This is a genomic window from uncultured Friedmanniella sp. (genome assembly GCF_964244005.1).
GTDB lineage: Bacteria > Actinomycetota > Actinomycetes > Propionibacteriales > Propionibacteriaceae > Microlunatus.
In genome coordinates, this window is record NZ_CAXTHG010000023.1 from 1 (window position 1) to 19220 (window position 19220).

17 protein-coding genes are annotated in these 19220 nt (G+C 70.1%); 1 reads left to right on the forward strand and 16 read right to left on the reverse strand.

Annotation, left to right across the window (positions count from 1 at the left end; genetic code table 11):
* Positions 1 to 322: 322 nt before the first annotated feature.
* From tyrS to ACFE76_RS14565, 10 genes are all read right to left on the reverse strand, one after another.
* Complete coding sequence (gene tyrS, locus ACFE76_RS14520; protein WP_375432478.1) at positions 323 to 1597, reverse strand: tyrosine--tRNA ligase; 1275 nt, start codon at positions 1595 to 1597, stop codon at positions 323 to 325.
* Positions 1536 to 2156: a hypothetical protein gene (locus ACFE76_RS14525; protein ID WP_375432479.1), complete on the reverse strand. Its 621-nt coding sequence runs from the start codon at positions 2154 to 2156 to the stop codon at positions 1536 to 1538. Before ACFE76_RS14525 ends, tyrS begins: the two co-directional genes overlap by 62 nt.
* A 122-nt stretch (positions 2157 to 2278) precedes the next feature.
* Entirely contained in the window at positions 2279 to 3706 is a 1428-nt protein-coding gene (argH, locus tag ACFE76_RS14530; protein WP_375432480.1) for an argininosuccinate lyase, read from the reverse strand.
* A 7-nt stretch (positions 3707 to 3713) separates the two neighbouring features.
* Complete coding sequence (locus tag ACFE76_RS14535; protein ID WP_375432481.1) at positions 3714 to 4925, reverse strand: argininosuccinate synthase; 1212 nt, start codon at positions 4923 to 4925, stop codon at positions 3714 to 3716.
* Entirely contained in the window at positions 4922 to 5479 is a 558-nt protein-coding gene (locus ACFE76_RS14540) for an arginine repressor (protein ID WP_375432482.1), read from the reverse strand. Before ACFE76_RS14540 ends, ACFE76_RS14535 begins: the two co-directional genes overlap by 4 nt.
* Positions 5476 to 6444, reverse strand: a complete 969-nt coding sequence (gene argF / locus ACFE76_RS14545; RefSeq protein ID WP_375432483.1) for an ornithine carbamoyltransferase — start codon at positions 6442 to 6444, stop codon at positions 5476 to 5478. Before argF ends, ACFE76_RS14540 begins: the two co-directional genes overlap by 4 nt.
* On the reverse strand, positions 6441 to 7697 hold the full coding sequence (locus ACFE76_RS14550; protein WP_375432484.1) for an acetylornithine transaminase: 1257 nt from the start codon (positions 7695 to 7697) through the stop codon (positions 6441 to 6443). Before ACFE76_RS14550 ends, argF begins: the two co-directional genes overlap by 4 nt.
* Complete coding sequence (argB, locus tag ACFE76_RS14555; RefSeq protein ID WP_375432548.1) at positions 7694 to 8674, reverse strand: acetylglutamate kinase; 981 nt, start codon at positions 8672 to 8674, stop codon at positions 7694 to 7696. The genes ACFE76_RS14550 and argB overlap by 4 nt, the downstream gene beginning before the upstream one ends.
* A gap of 88 nt (positions 8675 to 8762) precedes the next feature.
* The gene (locus ACFE76_RS14560; protein WP_375432485.1) at positions 8763 to 10175 is read right to left on the reverse strand and encodes a hypothetical protein; all 1413 of its coding nucleotides are present in this window, start codon (positions 10173 to 10175) and stop codon (positions 8763 to 8765) included.
* Entirely contained in the window at positions 10175 to 10339 is a 165-nt protein-coding gene (locus tag ACFE76_RS14565; RefSeq protein ID WP_375432486.1) for a hypothetical protein, read from the reverse strand. The genes ACFE76_RS14560 and ACFE76_RS14565 overlap by 1 nt, the downstream gene beginning before the upstream one ends.
* Positions 10340 to 10616: 277 nt before the next feature.
* On the opposite strand from ACFE76_RS14565, the gene ACFE76_RS14570 reads away from it, so the two are divergent.
* Entirely contained in the window at positions 10617 to 11921 is a 1305-nt protein-coding gene (locus tag ACFE76_RS14570; RefSeq protein WP_375432487.1) for a UDP-glucose dehydrogenase family protein, read from the forward strand.
* 1 nt (position 11922) lies between these two features.
* On the opposite strand, the gene argJ is transcribed toward ACFE76_RS14570, so the two are convergent.
* From argJ to ACFE76_RS14600, 6 genes are read right to left on the reverse strand one after another with little or no spacing between them, the layout of a single operon-like run.
* Positions 11923 to 13089, reverse strand: a complete 1167-nt coding sequence (gene argJ, locus ACFE76_RS14575; protein ID WP_375432488.1) for a bifunctional glutamate N-acetyltransferase/amino-acid acetyltransferase ArgJ — start codon at positions 13087 to 13089, stop codon at positions 11923 to 11925.
* Entirely contained in the window at positions 13086 to 13514 is a 429-nt protein-coding gene (locus ACFE76_RS14580) for an ACT domain-containing protein (RefSeq protein ID WP_375432489.1), read from the reverse strand. The genes argJ and ACFE76_RS14580 overlap by 4 nt, the downstream gene beginning before the upstream one ends.
* On the reverse strand, positions 13511 to 14542 hold the full coding sequence (gene argC, locus ACFE76_RS14585) for an N-acetyl-gamma-glutamyl-phosphate reductase (RefSeq protein ID WP_375432490.1): 1032 nt from the start codon (positions 14540 to 14542) through the stop codon (positions 13511 to 13513). The genes ACFE76_RS14580 and argC overlap by 4 nt, the downstream gene beginning before the upstream one ends.
* Positions 14543 to 14580: 38 nt before the next feature.
* Complete coding sequence (locus ACFE76_RS14590; RefSeq protein ID WP_375432491.1) at positions 14581 to 16689, reverse strand: family 16 glycosylhydrolase; 2109 nt, start codon at positions 16687 to 16689, stop codon at positions 14581 to 14583.
* Positions 16690 to 16700: 11 nt separating this feature from the next.
* Positions 16701 to 18107, reverse strand: coding sequence for a hypothetical protein (locus ACFE76_RS14595; RefSeq protein WP_375432492.1), 1407 nt, complete (start codon positions 18105 to 18107; stop codon positions 16701 to 16703).
* 19 nt (positions 18108 to 18126) lie between these two features.
* Complete coding sequence (locus tag ACFE76_RS14600) at positions 18127 to 19110, reverse strand: glycosyltransferase family 2 protein (protein WP_375432493.1); 984 nt, start codon at positions 19108 to 19110, stop codon at positions 18127 to 18129.
* Between the last annotated feature and the right edge of the window lie 110 nt (positions 19111 to 19220).

Genomic DNA, 19220 nt, shown 5'->3' on the forward strand with positions numbered 1-19220 from the left:
GCTGTTAAGTTCTCAAGACTCAGACACACACCACACCGAAACCATAAATCCCGGCCTGGGGCAACTCAAGAAACATTACCTGATCTCACTGCCCGATTCAAACTGGGGCCGATCGACCTCCCGCAGGACGTGACAGTGAACTCCGAAGCGGGTGCTCTCCAAGGAGACGCACCCGACCCGGACTGCTGTGACCGTGTTGGGACCTCCGGGTCGGCCGCCAGATCCTCAGATCCGGTGTCCTGCACCCCGTGAAGGCTTGAGTGACATTACGCGCGTGTGACGAGCTGGTCAAGTCGAGGCAACGGGCTGCCACCGGAGCGAGTCAGGACCGCCGGCTGACCGCCACGGCGGCCACGGTGCGCCTGCCCCGGCGGGCGATCACCCAACGTCCGTGCAGCAGGTCCGCTTCGCTCAGCTGCGCCTCCGCCTCGGTGATCTTGACGTTGTTCAGGTAGGCGCCACCCTCGGCCACCGCACGTCGCGCCGCCCCCTTTGACGCCACGACCCCACTGCGCTCGAGCACCTCGACAACGGTCGGCAGCCCGACGCTGCCGTCGATCTCGACCGTGCCGATCTCGGCAGCGACGCCGGCCAAGGTGGCCTCCGGCAGCTCGCGCAGGTCGGAGCGCCCGAAGATTGCCGCTCCCGCTGCCACGGCAGCGTCCCGCTCCTCGACCGAGTGCACCAGGGCGGTGACGTCGTCAGCCAGCGCCTTCTGAGCCGCTCGGCGCTGCGGTGCCTCAGCCGTCAGCCGCGCCAGCTCGTCGATCTCGGCCCGGCCCCGGGGGCTGAAGACCTTGAGGTACTCGACGACTTTCGCGTCCTCGGCGTTCAGGAAGAACTGGTGGAAGGCGTACGGGGAGGTCATGCCGGGATCGAGCCAGATCGAGCCGCCCTCGGTCTTGCCGAACTTGGTGCCGTCGGCCTTGGTGAGCAGCGGCGTCGCCAGGGCGTGCACCCGCGTCCCCTCCGCGCGCCGGATCAGCTCGACGCCGGCGGTGATGTTGCCCCACTGGTCGCTGCCGCCGAACTGCAGGGTGCAGCCAAGCGTGCGGTGCAGCTCGAGGTAGTCCATCGACTGCAGCAGCACGTAGGAGAACTCGGTGTAGGAGATGCCTTCCTCGAGCCGGTTGCGGACCACGTCGCGCGCCAGCATCCGGTTGACCGGGAAGTGCTTGCCGATGTCGCGCAGGAAGTCCAGGACCGGCATCGGTCCCGTCCAGTCCAGGTTGTTGACCATCCGGGCGGCCGCGGGGCCGGTGAAGTCGAGGTACTTCCCCACCTGCGCCCGGATCCGCTCGACCCAGCTCGCCACCGTGTCGGCGGAGTTGAGGGTGCGCTCGCCGGAGTCCTTCGGGTCCCCGATCATCCCCGTCGATCCCCCCACCAGCAGCAATGGCCGGTGGCCGGCCGCCTGGAGCTGGCGAGCAACCATCAGCTGGACGAGGTTGCCGAAGTGGATGCTGGGGGCGGTGGGGTCGAAACCGACGTAGAAGGTGACTGGGCCCGCGTCCAGGTGCTCGGCGAGCGCCTGCTCATCCGTCGAGTTGGCCAGCAGGCCCCGCCACTTCAGCTCGTCCAGCACCGCGCTCGTCACGACCAGCCACGATACGGGCGAGTGGCTCGTCGTCGGCAGCGGTTTCGCCCAGCGGGCCCGGCCACCACTCGTCCCAGGGCATCGGGTCTGGCGGCCTCAGGACCTCCTGAGTCAGCCGCGAGTCGTCGACGCGGAGCAGGAACAGCTCACGAGTGTCCTCCTGGCGCCCGGCAATGACGCCGTCCATCCGGTGGTCAAAGGTGAAGCCGCTGAACTGACGGGCCTTGCTCGAAGCAGCTTCCGCTCCTGGGCGAAGGAAGTGGTCCATCAGGTACTGCAGCCAGGACGCGCCGGCGTAGAACTTCTCGGTCCCGTTCCAGCTGAGGCAGCACCCCCGATAGCAGGGCACCCATTGGCACCACAGGCTGGGCTGGCCTTGAGCGATCCGGTTGTACCGGTCGGTCGACGTGTACTCCGGGTCGCTGGGGGTCACCGCGTACGGCCCGCTCCGGCGCCAGCAGCGCCGACTGCCCGCGAATGCCTGGAGATAGCTCCGCTCGGCCGCGTTGAGCGGCGGTTCGATCTCGATGTGCCCGATGTAGGTGGTGCTGACGCCCATCTCGTTTTCCTCTCCGTTGGGTTCTCACGGAGATGATGCGGACGGAGACCACCGATCTGCGCTTCGGCATTGGTCTTGTGGACAACGCAACCGCACGCCGCGGCCTGTGGACAGGCGCTGGGTCAGCTGCCGGTCACGCCGGTTGCCCAACGGGTCAGACGAGCGTGCTCTCCAGCGACTTCCTGGAGCTGTTCACGCACCCGCGCCGTCGCCGTACCGCCACGGCCGTCGCGGGAGTCGATGGAACCGGCCACCGTCAGCACCTCGAGCACCCCGTCGCCCAGCTCGCGGGAGATCTCCGTGAGCATCGCCGGCGTCAGGTCCGACAGCTCGATGCCGGCGCTCTCGCAGTACCGGACCGTCGCGCCGGCGATGTGGTGCGCGCGGGCGAAAGGCACCCGCTGCCGGACCAGCCAGTCGGCGACGTCGGTGGCGAGGGAGAACCCGCGGGGCGCGAGCGCCTCCAGCCGCTCGGGGTGGAAGGTGAGCGTCCCCACCATGCCGGCCACCGCCGGCACGAGCACCAGCAGCTGGTCGAGAGAGTCGAAGACCGGCTCCTTGTCCTCCTGCAGGTCGCGGTTGTAGGCCAGCGGTAGCCCCTTGAGCGTGGCGAGCAGACCGGTGAGGTTGCCCAGCAGCCGGCCAGCCTTGCCGCGGGCGAGCTCGGCCACGTCGGGGTTCTTCTTCTGCGGCATGATGCTCGAGCCGGTCGACCAGGCGTCGGACAACGTCGCGAAGCCGAACTCATGGGTGCACCACAAGATGACGTCCTCGCTCAGCCGGGACAGGTCGACGCCCACCTGGGCCAGCACGTACGCCGCCTCGGCCACGACGTCGCGCGCGGCGGTGCCGTCGAGGGAGTTGGCCACGCTGCCGGCGAAGCCGAGCTCGGCCGCGACGGCCTCGGGGTCCAAGCCGAGCGAGGTGCCCGCCAGGGCGCCCGAACCGTACGGGCTGAGCGCGAGCCGGCGGTCGAGGTCGACCAACCGGTCGCCGTCGCGCAGCAGCGGCCAGGTGTGGGCGAGCAGGTGGTGGGAGAGCAGGATCGGCTGAGCGTGCTGCAGGTGGGTCCGGCCCGGCATGGCGACCCCGAGGTGGCGCTCGGCCTGATCGTGCAGGGCGGCCACGACCGTGAGCAGCTCGGCGGTGACGGCCCGCAGCGTGTCCCGCAGGTACATCCGGATCAGGGTCGCGATCTGGTCGTTGCGGGAGCGGCCGGCCCGCAGCCGGCCGCCGAGCTCGTCCCCGACCCGTTCGACCAGACCACGCTCGAGCGCGCCGTGCACGTCCTCGTCCGTGGGCGCCGGAGCGAACGCGCCCGAGGCGACGTCGGCACCTAGCCGGTCCAGCCCGTCGAGCATCCCGGCGAGCTCGTCGTCGCCGAGCAGCCCGGCCCGGTACAGCACCCGGGCGTGCGCCCGGGAACCGGCCAGGTCGTAGGGCGCCAGCCGCCAGTCGAACTGGGTGGACCGGCTCAGAGCGAACATCGCCTCGGCCGGGCCGCCGGCGAACCGACCACCCCACAGCCGTCCCTCGTGCTCCTCAGGCATGTCGGCGTCAGCCAGCCCGACCGGTGGTGATGCCGTCCCGGCGGGCGGCGAGCTTGCTCGACATGCCGTAGATCTCGATGAACCCGCGCGCCTGGGACTGGTCGAACGAGTCACCCTCGTCGTAGGTGGCGAGGTTGAAGTCGTACAGGCTGGTCCCGCTGCGCCGGCCGGTGACCGTCGCCCGGCCGCCGTGCAGCACCATCCGGATGTCACCGTTGACGGCCGACTGCGCCTCGGCGATGAACGTGTCCAGCGCGCGCTTGAGGGGGGAGAACCACTGCCCGTCGTAGACCAGCTCGCTCCAGCGCTGGTCGACGCCCCGCTTGTAGCGGGCGAGCTCGCGCTCGATGGTGACGTTCTCGAGCTCCATGTGCGCCGCGATCAGCGCGATCGCGCCGGGAGCCTCGTAGATCTCGCGGCTCTTGATCCCGACGAGCCGGTCCTCGACCATGTCGAGCCGGCCGACACCCTGGGCGCCGGCGCGGGTGTTGAGCTGCTCGATGGCCTCGAGCATCGAGACGGGCGTGCCGTCGATGGCCACCGGGACGCCGGACGCGAAGGTGAGGGTGACCTCGTCGGGCTCCCGCGGCACCGTCGGGTCGGCGGTGTAGTCGTAGACGTCCTCGATCGGCGCGTTCCAGATGTCCTCCAGGAACCCGGTCTCCACCGCTCGCCCCCAGACGTTCTGGTCGATCGAGTAGGGGCTCTTCTTGCTCTGGTTGATGGGCAGCCCCTTCTCCTCGGCGTACGCGATCGCCTTCTCGCGGGTCCAGGCGTAGTCGCGGACCGGGGCGATCACCTTGAGCTCGGGCGCGAGGTTGGCGATGCCGACCTCGAAGCGCACCTGGTCGTTGCCCTTGCCGGTGCAGCCGTGGCTGACCACGGTCGCGCCGTGCGCGCGGGCCGCCTCGGCGAGGTGCCGCACGATCAGCGGCCGCGACAGTGCGCTGACCAGCGGGTAGCGATCCATGTAGAGCGCGTTGGACTGGAGGGCGGGCAAGCAGAAGTCCTCGGCGAACTCGTCCCGGGCGTCGACCACGATGGCCTCGACCGCTCCGCAGTCGAGGGCGCGCTGGCGGATGGCGCTCATGTCCTCACCGCCCTGGCCGACGTCGACGGCCACGGCCACCACCTCCTGCCCGGTCTCCTCCGACAGCCAGCCGATGCACACGCTGGTGTCGAGCCCGCCGGAGTAGGCCAGGACGATTCGTTCGCTCACGAGAGGTTTCCTTTGCTAGTGGTGGTGCGGTCTGGTTGCCGGTCGCCGCGGCTCATGGTGAGCAGGGCGTCCGCGACGTCGCTGCCCCCCGAGGGGCTGCGGGTGATCAGCAGGACGGTGTCGTCGCCGGCGATGGTGCCGAGGATCGAGGTCCAGCCGACCCGGTCGATGGCCGAGGCGAAGTACTGGGCGGCGCCGGGCGGGGTCCGCAGCACGACAAGGTTGGCCGAGGCCTCGGCCGAGACCAGCACCTCACCGCAGAGCCGGACGAGCCGCGCCTCGAAGGTCGCGAACTCCCCCACCTGGGGGCTGCGGTCACCGCCGTCACCGGGAACGGCGTAGACGAGGTGGCCACCGGCGCCGCGGACGCGGAGCGCGCCGACCTCGACCAGGTCGCGGGACAACGTGCCTTGGGTGACCTGGACGCCGTCGGCGGCCAGCAGCTCGGCGAGCTCGGTCTGGGAGCGGACCTGGTGCGAGCCGAGCAGGGCGATGATCCGGGCGTGCCGGCCCGTCCGGGTGAGCGGGGTGCCTCCCGGAGCGGTCGCAGTCACGTCCGTACTCCCGCGGTGCCGGCGGACCAGGCGTCGAGCAGCACCAGCACGGCCTTCTGCACGTGCCGGCGGTTCTCCGCCTCGTCCCAGACCACGGCTTGCGGGCCGTCGAGCACGGCCGCCTCGATCTCCTTGCCGCGGTACGCCGGCAGGCAGTGCAGCACGATCGCGTCCGGAGCGGCCTGGGCCAGCAGCGACGTGGTCAGGCCGTACGGGGCGAAGATCGCAACCCGTTCGGCCATCTCGGCCTCCTGGCCCATCGACACCCAGGTGTCCGTGGCGACCACGTCGGCGCCGGCCACTACGGCGGACACGTCGTCGGACACCGACACGCTGCCGCCGGTCGCGGCCGCGATCTTCCCCGCCCGGGCGAGCACCTGCGCCGACGGAGAGAAGGCCGCCGGGGCGCCGATCCGGACGTGCAGACCGGCCAGGGCGCCGCCGATCAGATAGCTGGTCGCCATGTTGTTGGCCCCGTCGCCGACGTAGGCGAGGGTCAGCCCGGCGATCCGGCCGCCGTTGCCCGGGGCCTTGTGCTCGGTGATGGTGAGCAGGTCGGCCAGGATCTGGCAGGGGTGAAAGGCGTCGGTCAGCGCGTTGACCACCGGGACGCCGGCGTAGTCGGCCATCTGCTCGAGGTCGGCCTGGGCGAACGTGCGCCACACGATCGCGGCGGCCTGCCGGCCGAGCACCCGGGCGGTGTCGGCGACCGACTCGCGGACGCCGATCCCGGCCAGCCGGGCGTCCACGATCATCGGGTAGCCCCCAAGCTCGGCGATCCCGGCGGCGAAGGAGGTCTGCGTCCGCAGGGTCGGCTTGTCGAAGAGCACCGCGACGCTGCGCGGCCCGCGGTAGGGCTGCTCGGCGTACGGGTCGGTCTTGAGCATCGCGGCCAGCGCAAGCACCTCGGCCTGCTCGGCCACACTCAGGTCGTCGTCGGCCAGGAAATGCCGGACCGAGCTCATGAGGCGCTCACCGCCCCGTCGAGCAGGTCGGGCAGCGCGGCGACGAAGGTGTCCAGCTGGTCGGCGGTGACCACCAACGGTGGCGCGATCCGCAGCACGTCCGGTCGCGGCGCGTTCACGATGAAGCCCGCCTCCAAGGCGGCGTCGGTGACCGCGGCCCCGACCGGAGCCGTCAGCACGATCCCCCGCAGCAGGCCGCGGCCGCGGACACCGGCGATGAGCGGATGCCCGAGCCCGGTCACGGCGGCGGCCAGGTGCTCACCCATCGCCTGCGCGTGCGCCAGCAGGCCGTCGCGCTCGATCACCGCGATCACCGCGAGACCGGCGATGGCCGCGACCGGGTTGCCGCCGAAGGTGCTGCCGTGGCTGCCGGCGCTCAGCAGTGACGCGGCGCGACCGCGGGCGACGCAGGCGCCGATCGGGAAGCCGTTGCCTAGGCCCTTGGCAAGGGTGACCACGTCGGCCCGGACGCCCTCGGCCACGGACGCGAGCCAGCTGCCCGTCCGGCCCATCCCGGTCTGTACCTCGTCGATCCACAGCAGCGAGCCGTACTCGTCGGCTAGCGTCCGCGCCTGGGCCAGGTAGCCGGCGGGCGGCTCGACGATCCCGTTCTCGCCCTGGATCGGTTCGAGCACCACCGCGGCGACGGTGTCGTCCATCTCGGCGGCGAGAGCGTCGGCGTCGCCGTACGGGACGAAGACCACGCCGCCGGGCAGCGGCTCGAACGGCGCCCGGTACTTGGGGTTGTGGGTGATGGCCAGCGCGCCCATCGACCGGCCGTGGAAGGCGCCCTCGGTGGAGATGATCTTGGTCCGGCCGGTCATCCGGGTGATCTTGAACGCGGCCTCGTTGGCTTCGGTGCCGGAGTTGGCGAAGAAGACCTTGGCGTCGCTGGGGTCGTCGGGGTCGACCATCGCCGCCAGCCGGCTGGCTAGTGCGACCTGGGCCGGGGTGGCGAAGAAGTTCGAGACGTGGCCGAGCGTGGTGATCTGCCCGGTCACCGCGGACAGCACGGTGGGGTGCGCGTGGCCGAGCACGTTGACGGCGATCCCGGCCAGCAGGTCGAGGTAGCGATGGCCCTCGGCGTCCCAGACGTAGCAGCCCTCGCCGCGGACGAAGACCCGCTTAGGCAGGCCGAAGGTGGCCATCACGGCGTGCTCGTAGCCCGCCAGCACGGCGGCGGAGGTGGTCAGCGGGCCCGCCAGCTCGGACGGGGCTCCCGTCAGCTCAATCGCGCTCAGGTCGGCGGTCACGACTGCTCCTGGATCGGGTCGGTGGTGCGGAGGGCGAACTCGCCGTTGGTGAGCTCGTGCGGCGGGATGCCCTGCTCGCGGGAGAAGACCCGGCTGCCGAGCCGGACGAGCCCGTCCTGGGTGACCATGGTGCCGATCCCGGCGTTGGTGAAGATCTCGAGCAGCAGGGCGTGCGGCACCCGGCCATCGGTCACGGTCGCGCGGGTCAGCCCGCCCTCGACCGCCCGCAGACAGGCCGCCATCTTGGGCAGCATCCCGGACTCGAGCGTCGGCATCAGCTCGCGCAGCTCCGAGGCCGAGAGCTCGGTGATCACGTCGGTGCTGGAGGGCCAGTTGCGGTAGAGGCCCTCGACGTCGGTCAGCACGACGAGCCGGTCGGCCTGCAGGGCGACCGCCAGGGCCGCCGCGGTCGTGTCGGCGTTCACGTTGTGCACGACCCCATGGATGTCCGGCGCGATCCCGGCGACGACGGGGACGCTGCCGGAGTTGATCAATCCCTGTACTGCTTCGGTCCTGACGTGCACGACGTCACCCACCAGACCAAGATCAACTTCTTCGCCGTCGATGACGGTACCGCGACGCTCGGCGGTGAACAGGCCGCCGTCCTCGCCGGAAAGCCCCACCGCCAAGGTGCTGTGGCTGTTGATCAAGCCCACCAGGTCGCGGCCGACCTGGCCGACCATGACCATCCGGACGACCTCCATCGCCTCGGGCGTAGTCACCCGCAGCCCGCCGCGGAACTCCGAGGCGATGCCCAGCCGCTTCAGCATCGAGGAGATCTGGGGTCCGCCGCCGTGCACGACGACCGGGTGCACGCCGCAGCGCTTCATGAAGACGATGTCCTGGGCGAACGCGCGCTTGAGGTCCTCGTCCACCATGGCGTTGCCGCCGTACTTGATCACCACGACCTTGCCGGCGTAGGTCTCCAGCCAGGGCAGCGTTTCGGTCAGGATCGCGGCCTTCTCCACCAGCGACATCGGCTCTGCGGTCGCGGGCGGGGTCACCCGCATAACTATGCCAGGATTAGCAACTCCATGCAAAGCGGAGTGGCACGATGATCGGCGGTCAGAACTGGACCTCCAGCCAGGTGCCGGCGGGAGCAGGTGCCGAGAGCGTAACGGTCACGGTGGCGTTGGCGGTGCTGATTGCCGATATGCGGGCCGTGACATCGGCCGCCGGTCCGCCGGCAGCCACCACGTTGACCTTCATCGCGTTCCACTTCGAGACGAAGAACGACGCGACGACGACCTTGGCCGCCCCGGTCGGAACGGGGACGAGCGACTCCGAGTAGCCGGTGCTCACCGCCCCGTCGCCCTGGGCGGCTGGGGTGGGGTTGTAGCTCACGCCGCAGCTGGTGAAGTGGGCGATGCCCCACCCCAGGTTCCAGGGCGCACTCGCGGGGTTGATGGCGTAGTAGATCCCGGGGGTGCCGAGGATGAAGAGACAGTTCACCATGTACAGACGAGAGTTGACGTCGAGGTCGAACAGGTAGCGGTTGCGGCCTGAGTAGGTCGACTCGAGATGACAGCCCTGGAAGAAGACGTGAGCGTTGCGCTGGCGGCCCCAGGTCGTGCAGAAGTCCATCGACGTGTGGGTGAAGAACAACCCGACGCCGTTGCCGGTCGCCCAGTAGACGGTGTCGCAGTTGGCGATGACGCAGTCGGTGAACGCCATCCGCTCGCCGCTGTTGGAGACACTGCCCGAGCCGCCGGTCCAGGTGTTGTCAAGGTCGATGTTGATCGCGACCATGCAGCCGTCGATGGTCGAGCGTTCGAAGCTGACCAGGTAGGTGTTGTCGTTGGTGAAGTCGACGCCCCAGTTGAACCCGCTCACGTGGACGTCGACGAAGTTCAGCGTGTAGCCGGAGACCCTCAGCCCCGTGGAGGTGGTCGTGTTGTGCGACGTCCGGTTGGCGTCCCACTGGTTCCCGTGAATCTTGAGGCCGATGATCGGCGTGCACTCCTTGTCGTTCACGACCACGGCGGTCGCCGCGCTACCCGCGTACCAGAAGTCCCAGACGCTGGTCGCTGAGCCGATCACCTGCACGCCGGCGGGAATGGTGATGGTGGAGTTGCAGTTGGAGGTGCGCCCCGGGGGAAGTATCAGCTGGCCGCCGCCGTAGGTCTTCTTGAGGTAGTCGAGCATCGCCTGCAACCGGGGAGCGTCGTCGGTGCCCGCGTCGGCGGCGACCGCGGTGAGACCGGTCTCGGGCGACGGGCTCAAGGCGTAGATCGCGCGGGAGGCATCCTCAAGACTCTTCAGGCTCGGGCCGCCCCCCCTCGGTACCGCAGCCGGCGCGTAGACCGTCCCGTTCCAGGTCAGGACCTGACCGGCGGTCGCCGTGCCCAGCGCCGTGTCGAATGTGTTGGCGATGCGGTGCAGCGCGTCGTGCGCCTGCTGGTGCGCCTTGATCGAGGGATCGGCTTTGACGTCGGGGTACGTCGTGTCGATGTTGACGGGAAGCTTCGGTCCGCCCATCAGCGGTAGCCGCCAGTCCGGTAACCGCGCCCGTAGTACGACACCGTTGCCGCCGACGCGGGAACGGGGATCGCGACCGCTGCTCCAGCGGCGAGCAGGGTGCCCAGGAAGTGCCGGCGGGCAAGGCTTGGTAGCGGGCTCGGGGCGGTAGCCACTGCGTCCATGACGGTTCCTCGGGATTGGTGTGGGGTCCCCGAGCCACTGTGTCCCCGACCGCGCTGAACGGGGACACGTCTCAACCTAGGGAGGAGGGCCCGGCGCGGCAGAGAGGTCGAAGGTCCCCAGTCAGAGGGACATAAGCCTTGCTGACTCCGGGACCAACGTCCTGTTCGCACACCGACGGTCGGGCCGCCCCTCAGCCCGCATTAACGCTCCTGTCACCGAGCAGTGCAAGACTTTGACCATGACAACGTTGGGGGGCGTACTGGCATGACGATGAAGATGAGCGTCATCGGGACGAACTATCTGGGGGCGACCCACGCGGCGGGGATGGCCGAGTTCGGCCACCACGTGATCGGCGTCGACATCGACTCGGCCCGGGTGAAGACCCTCAACGCCGGTCAGTCCCACATCTTCGAGGTTGGCCTCGAACCCATGCTTGAGCGTCACACCAGCACGGGCCGGCTGCGGTTCACCACCGACTACACCCAGATCGCTGACTGGGCTGACGTCCACTTCCTGGCTCTGGGTACGCCGTCTGGATCCGGCGGCAAGACCGACCTCAGCCAGTTGCACGCAGCCGTCGACACCCTGGCTCCTCTCCTCACCAAGCCGGCTCTGATCGTGGGCAAGTCGACCGTCCCGGTGGGTACGGCGGTGGCTCTGGAGCAGCGGATCCGCCGGCTGGCACCTGCGGGCGACGAGATCGAGGTGGCCTGGAACCCTGAGTTCCTGCGCGAGGCCTACGCGGTCGAGGACACGATGAGGCCCGATCGCTTGGTCTTCGGCACCCACTCGGCGCATGCGCTGCGGGTGCTGGAAGAGATCTACGCCATCCCGCTGACTGACCGCACTCCGGTGGTCCGGTGCGATCTGGCCACGGCCGAGCTGATCAAGGCGTCGGCCAACGCCTTCCTGGCCACCAAGATCAGCTTTATCAACGCCATGGCGCAGATGTGCCAGGCGGCAGGCGGCGATGTGACCTTGCTGGCGGACGCGATCGGGTACGACAAGCGGATCGGCCGCGACTTCCTCAACGCCGGCCTGGGCTTCGGCGGCGGCTGCCTCCCCAAGGACATCGCTGCGCTCGCTGTCCGGGCTGACGAGCTCGGCGTGCACGTGCTGAGTGACCTCATCCACTCGGTCGAAGCCATCAACGAGGGACAGCGCACCGAGCTGGCTGAGCTGGCGATCGCCCAGGCCGGCGGGGACGTGCACGGCAAGCGGGTCGCCGTTCTCGGCGCGGCGTTCAAACCGGGCACGGACGACACGAGGAACTCTCCGGCTCTGACGGTGGCGGACCGCCTGCACGCGGCCGGTGCGGACGTCCGTATCTACGACCCGCAGGCTCGGCTGCCTCCTCGGGAAGGCTTCACCCAGGTGGCGAGCGTGGAGCAGGCGGCTCACCGAGCCGACATCACCCTGCACCTCACCGAGTGGCCGGAGTTTCGTCAGATCGACCCCGTCGCCCTCGGCGAGCTGGTTCGCCACAAGGTGATCATCGACGGGCGGCTCAAGCTGCACGCTCCCTCATGGACCGATGCCGGCTGGAAGCTCGTCCAGATTGGACGCGCGGGGACCCTCTGAGCTAGGTCGCGTACTCCGCGTTCTCGCGCACGTAGTCGTACGTCAGGTCGTTGGTCCACACCGTTGCCGAGCGTGGGCCGGCCCGCAGGTCGACCCGGACCTCAACCGCGCGTCCGCTCAGGTCGACGAGGTCGCGGGGGTCACCGATCTGACCGTCCCGGCACACCTGGACGCCGTTGAACGACACGTCGAGCCGATCCGGTTCGAAAGCGGCGGACGTCGTCCCGATCGCGGCCAGGACCCGGCCCCAGTTCGGGTCTCCGCCGAAGATGGCGCACTTGAACAGGTTGCTGCGGGCGATGGCTCGGCCGACCTCGACGGCGTCGTCCTCGGTGGCCGCATGGGTGACCGTGATCGCGATGTCGTGAGCCGCGCCTTCGGCGTCGTGCAGCAGCTGCAGCGCCAGGTCCGCGCACAGCTCGTCGAGGGCGGCCTGGAAGTCGATCGCGTGCGGCCGAACCCCGGACGCACCGCTGCTGAGCAGCAGCACGGTGTCGTTGGTCGACATGCAGCCGTCGCTGTCGATCCGGTCGAAGCTGCGTCGGCAGGCCTGCTCGAGCTGGCCCTGGAGCTTGGCAGGGTCCACGACCGCGTCGGTGGTCAGGACGACGAGCATGGTGGCCAAGCCGGGGGCGAGCATGCCCGCGCCCTTGGCCATGCCACCGACGGACCAGCCCTCGTCGGCGTAGCTGGCCTGCTTGGCGCGGGTGTCGGTGGTCATGATCGCCTCGGCGGCGGTCGCTCCGCCGTTGGCGCTCAGGCTGGCGGCCGCGTCGGTGATGCCGGCGGTGAGCAGGTCCATCGGCAGCCGTTCGCCGATGAGCCCGGTCGAGCACACGGCGACGTCGATCGCCCCGACCGGGGCGCTGGATCCGGTGAGGACCTCGGCGACGTGCTCCGCCGTCCGGTGAGTGTCGGCGAAGCCTTCGGGCCCGGTGCAGGCGTTGGCCCCGCCGGAGTTGAGGACCACGGCCTGCAGCCGGCCGTCAGCCAGCACCTGCTGCGACCAGAGCACCGGTGCAGCCTTGACCCGGTTACCGGTGAACACCGCCGCCGCATGAAAGTGGGGTCCGGTGTTGACCACGAGGGCCAGGTCGGGCCGTCCGCTGGCCTTGAGGCCGGCGGTGGTACCGGTGGCGAGGAAGCCGGCGGCTCGGGTGACGCTCATCGGGACTCCTCACTGGTGACCAGGTGGCCGGCTGCGATCCAGGTCTGGACGGCGAGGTCGGCCTGGAGGGTGGGGACGAGGATCCAATCCGTGTCGAACGTCGACTCGGCGAGCACGGAGATGTCGGCCTCGGCCAGCGGGGCGAGCAGGCCGGCAAGGACCCCGATCAGGGAGTGGTCGAGCGGACCGTCGATGCTGAAGGCGGTGAACGGGCCGACGCCGGTCACGGTGCCGGGCAACGCGTCCCAGGCACAGATGACGCTGAGCTCGTCGGTGGTCCGGGTCACGCTCCAGAAGGGGGCCTCGTAGCTGTCGTCGAGGGCCCAGCGCGGCACCGAGGCATGGGCGGGCAGCTGAGCCATGCCAAGGCCGACGTCGTGCCGGGTCAGCTCCCACGGGGTCGGCTGGTGATGGGCCACGCTCACGGCGCCACTCCCACCGTGCTCAAGCCGGTCGTCTCCGGCAGCCCGAGCGCCAAGTTGAGGCACTGGACCGCTCCGCCGGCCGTGCCCTTGGTCAGGTTGTCCAAGGCGGCGACCGCGACGAGCCGTCCCGCGGCGGCGTCGACGGTGACCTGGACGTGGACGGCGTTGGCGCCGAGCACCGACTGGGTCTGCGGCCACGCGCCCTCGGGCAGCAGGTGCAGGAACGGCTCGTCGGCGAAGTCGCCGGCGTACGCGGCCCGCACGTCGCCGGCGGTGATGCCCGCGGCCACCGGCGCGGTACAGGTTGCCAGGATGCCCCGGGACATCGGCACCAGTACGGGGGTGAAGGAGACCGTTGGGGCAGTAGCTCCGCAGACGGCGAAGTTCTGCAGCAGCTCGGGGACGTGCCGGTGTCTCCCGCCGACACCGTACGCGCTCGCCGATCCCATCAGCTCCGAGCCCAACAGGTGCGGCTTGAGGGACCGACCTGCGCCGGACGGTCCGCTCGCCGCCACCACCACCAGGTCACGACCGTCGCTGAGACCGTGCGCGAGAGCGGGGAGGAGCGCGAGGGTCGCTGTCGTCGGATAGCAGCCTGGCACCGCGATCCGCCGAGCACCCGCCAGCTTTTCCCGCTGGCCGGGCAGCTCCGGCAGGCCGTACGGCCAGCTGCCGGCGTACGGCGAGCCGTAGAACTGCAGCCAGGCTGCGGGGTCGGTGAGCCGGAAGTCGGCCCCACAGTCGATGACCAGCGTCTCGGGATCCAGCGCCGCCGCCACCGCGGCCGAGGCGCCGTGCGGCAGAGCCAGGAAGACGACGTCATGATCGCTCAGCGTCTCAGGGGTGGTGTCGACCACCACCCGGTCCGCCAGCGGGACAAGATGCGGTTGGGACTCACCCAGCAGGCGGCCGGCGCTGGCCCCCGCGGTCAGGGCACCGAGCTCGACGTGGGGGTGGCCGAGCAGGAGCCGGAGCAGCTCCCCGCCGGCGTAGCCTGTGGCACCGGCCACCGCCACCTTCACACTCATACGCATGACTATGCCAGAACTAGCATTTTAATGCGAACCTAGACGTAGACCCGGACGTAGTCGACGTAGAGGTCAGCCCGGTCCTGCACCGACGCGAGATCGATCGGCCAGCCACCGCCGAGCGCCAGGTCGAGCAGGAAGAAGAGCGGTTCGTCCCCGCCCTGGACCTGTGGAGCCGTCGCAGTCAGTCGACCGTCGATGTAGAACGTGATCACGGTGGGGCCCACCGAGACGCCGTAGGTGTGCCAGGTCATCGCCTCCTGCCGCGTGTCCCAGCGAGTCCCGCAGTGGGCGACACCGTCGTCCTTGCCGGCGACGTACTCGTGCGTGGTGTGGCAGGCACCTGTGGGCTCGTGGCCGTACAGCTCGACGGCGTCGATCTCGGCGATGGCGGGTTGGTCGGTGACCAGGTTGGGCGTCGGCAGCATCCAGAACGCCGGCCAGGTGCCGGGCGCCGCAGGCGCCAACATCCGTGCCTCGAAGTAGCCGTACTGGGCCGAGAAGCCGGAACCGCCGGGCCGGGCCGAGGACAGCAGGCCGCCCAGGTGGCTCCGTCCCCACCCCTGCGGATCGGCGAAGTCCTCGGGTCTGGGCTCGATCGAGATCTTGAGGTACTGGTCGTCCACGACCCGCACGTTGCCGAACCTCTTCGCCGGGTCGGCGAAGATCGCGAAGCCGAAGTCCTCAGCTCCGCCCACCACCGGCTTCGCGGCCGCGTAGTCGGCGTCCTTCCCGGTCCGCGAGATCGACATGGGCCGGGTGAACTCCTCGGCGTACACCAGTGAGCGCCCCGCCGCGACGTCGGCTGAGGGCGGTGAGGTCGGGGCCGGAGGCACTGTGCCGACGGCAGGTAAGCCACGGTAAAGCTGGAAGAGCGCCGATGCCGCCCGGGAGCGCCGCCCGGTCGCCTCGAACCGGACGGTGAACGGTCCGGGCGGCAGAGCCGACAGGTCGAGTCGGAAGGTGGCCGTCCCGTCCGGGTCCGGCGCGGCCTGCTGGGAGGGGGGCACGGCCGCCGTGGGGTCGCCTGGCCAGACGCTGGCGCTGGCGCCGGTGAAGGAGGGGCCAACGGCGACGCGGACGTCGACACTCGCCCCGACGACCGCTCCCGTGGTGGGGCACCGCACCACCAGTCCGACCTTGTCCGTGGGGCGGGGCAGTGGGGTGTCGCAGTTGAGGTCGCTGTCACCGAACGAGGTGGCCTCACCACCGGCAGCCGTCCGGGGTGGGGCAGCTCGCTGGTAGGTCGAGAGCTCGGCCAGGCTCAACGCTCCCGGACCGCTGACGGTGTCCAGGACGAGCCGGACCGAGGTGGTGACCCGTGGCATGAAGCTCAGGACCGTCGGTCGGGCGGTGGTGGGCAGCACGGCACCCACACTCAGCCGGGAGCCGTCGGAGAACTCGAGGGTGGCGCTCCGCAGCTCCGCGGTCGAGGGGATGCCGGCCAGCCCAATGGTGGTCAGCTCTCGCGGCTGAGGCCAGCTCAGCTGGACCCAAGCACCTGCGGGGTCCGCAACGGTCCACCGCTGCCCCGCCCCGCCAGCGGCGGCGTCGACGAGGGGTCGCGGATCAGCAGCCCCAGCCGAGGCCGTCACGGTCGCGGCACCTGCCACGTCGCCGCTCGGCGGGGCGTCCACGGCGACGTCGTCAGCCGCTGGCTGATCGTCGACCGCGACCCGGGTCAACGCTACCGACCGAGCCCCTGTGGTGACCCGAGACACGGTGAAGCGCACCCGGTCGACCGATCGCGGGGCCACCGGCACGGTGGTGGTGCGATCCGATCCCGACAGCGTCACCTGGATCTCGGACCCGTCGCCGAAGGTGAGGAACCCGGACTCGATCCCCGGGTCGGCGACCGGGTTGCGCTGGAGCACCACCCGGCGCACCTCGACCGGCGCCGTCCACTGCAGTTCGAGCCAGGCCCCGGTCGTCTGCCGGTCGGTCCGCCAGCCCCGGCCCGGGTCGTCGGCATGATCGGTGGTCACGACCTGCCGCGGGGAGCTGCCGATCTTGGCCGAGCTGGTGCTCACGGTGGCTCGACCGGCCAGTCCGTCACCGACGCCCGGCTGGCGTCGGACGACGACCACCGCGATCACGACCACCAGAGCGACCACGACGACGGCGACGAGCCACCTCAGCCGCCTCACGTTGGGTCGCCTCACGGCAGGGCTGGCCCTGACGTGCTGGGTCGTGGCTCCAGCCGGGGCAGACCATCGCCGAGCGGAGGCGCCGATGGCGGTGCTGACGGGTCGACCGCTTCGACCCGGTCGACCGGAAGCCGACTGTTCAGCAGCGCCGCTCGGGAGAGGAGCCCGAGGGACAGCCAGAAGACGCCCGTGCTGTCGGACAGGTCGGGACCGGCCGCAATCTTGACCACCAGCAGCGTCACCAAGGCCCAGAGCACGGGGCGGTACTCCCGGAGCGCGGCACCGCGGTAGAGCAGGGTGACCACGGCCGCGGTGAAGAGCAGTGCCCCTACGATGCCCGTCGCACTCAGCAGGGTCGGGATGAACGACGACGCCCTGGCCGACCCCAGCCCGACGCCGAAGCCCCAGGTGTCGAGAAAGATGTTCACGGAGTCACCGTTGGCCGAGGACCGCTCGGTGAAGGAGGAGGACGCCACCTTGTCGTTGATCGTGGACTCGACAAAAGCCGCGACGACCGGCAGCACCCAGATTCCGACGATGACGGCGGCACAGCCGACCAGGCTCAGCACCCGGCTGAGCGACGTGCGCCGAGCGAGGAAGCCGATCAGGCTCGCACCGCCTAGTATCAGCGCCGCCGCAATCCCGGCCACGACGAACGTTGCGGAGGTCGAGATGATGCCCAGGTAGCACGCGATCCCCGCGACCGTGAGGGCTCCCAACTGCCGCCATCCTCGGAGGGCACTGGCCCGCGGCAACATGTAAGCCATGGTCACCAGGGAGCTCCCGGCCAGCGACGAGGGCTCGGAGAGTATCCCACGAAAGCGGGGGATGTTGCCGGCCGCCGTCTGGATGTAGGCGAAGGATGGGGAGTTGTCGAAAAAGCCCTCCGGGAAAGGCAGGCCGACCAGCTGGTGCAGGTAGCGCCAGAGCGACAGCAGGGTGCAAGCCCCGGCCGCGAGACCGATCAGCTCCGGTCCCGCCCGCGGTGACCGCGCCAGGAAGACCACCACGCAGACGCCGAGGAACACGTAGATGATCTGGGCCAGGTTCGAGTTGGTGACGACGCCGGCTATCAGGGGGGTGGATCCGGGCGTCACCGTCACCAAGCCGTCGAACAGCAGGGGTGCCACCAGGGTCACCACGACCGACCATCCCAGAAACAGCACCAGCAGTGAGGTCGCAGGTGGTAGCGGCTCCCGCACCCGGCTGGGAGTGCGTCCGCTCCCCAGCAACCGGAGCACGAGGGCGACCACCACCCCAAGGGCGGCAGCGTAGAAGGTGGGGATGGCCGTCCCGCTGACCACGATGGCCGAGCCTGCAGCGGTCGCGCCGCCCAGGGCCAGCGCGCGACCGTACCCACCGCGGCCGAGCACACCGTAGGCCACCACGAGCAGGGTGACGATCGTCAGTCCCGACACCGATGACCTCCCTGAGCGCTCACGGCGTCCTGCCGTAACGGAGCTGAACCAGCTGGCGAGCGAAGCGACCAGGCACGAGAAGCGTGAGCATTGACCAGCCAGCCAGCGCGCAACGGTGACCCCAGCGGTCGGGTCCCGGTCGGAAGGGGGACCTCAACGCGTCGAGCAGCATCCGGACCGGCCGGTCGCCGGGCAAGGTCGCGGCCTGCGGAGCCAGTCGGTGGGCCGCCACGCGCAGCTGGAGCAGCTCGCGGCTGGCGAAGAGGGGACGGTCGTCCGCCGGCCGACGGTCGGCGGCAAGCGCAAAACGCCAGCGATCCCGAGCTCGAGTCACCTCACGAGCGAATCGGCTCACGTCACGCAGCAGGTCGCTGTCGTTACGCCCGTGCTGGCGGTAACCCACCAGGACCCCTGACACGCTGACCACGTCGCCGAGCAAGGGCGCTGCCGCGAGCAGCGCCGAGTCTCCAGCGTCTCCGACCTCCGGACCGACCGGCAGGATCTGGTCCAGGAACCAGCGGGCGTAGGCGTTGCCGGACCCTGGCGGCGTCGGGTAGGCCGAGGTGGCGAGCAACCACCGCCTGATGTCGGTCGGGGGCGGGACCGGGTCGTACGTCGGGAACGGATCACCCTGCGGTGTACCCGACTCGTCCATCCGTTGCATCTGGAACTGCACCTTGCTGACTGTGGGTCCCATCGCCTCCGCCAGCGGGATGGGCAAGTCAGGCGGTAGTACGTCGTCGGAGTCGAGGAACACCACCACGTCCCCCGTACTGGCGGCGAAGCCCCGGTTGCACGCGACGCGCTGGGTGGCGTTCTCGGTGGCGAGCAGGCTGATCCGGTCGCCGTAGCCGCGAATGATGTCTAGCGACTGGTCGGTCGAGCCGTCGTCGACGACCACCACCTCGACGTCCGACCATCGCAGGGCGAGCGCGCTGTCGATGGCCGCGCCGACGAACTGCGCGTAGTTGTAGTTGGGGATGACGACGCTGAGACGCTGCACGGGCCGCCCTCCGGTCGTCGACGAGGCCACGTTTCCCGAACGGGCCCGCCCCACCCTAACGGTCATGCTGGTGCCACATCGCCCCGTCAAGCGTGATGCCGACCACGGCC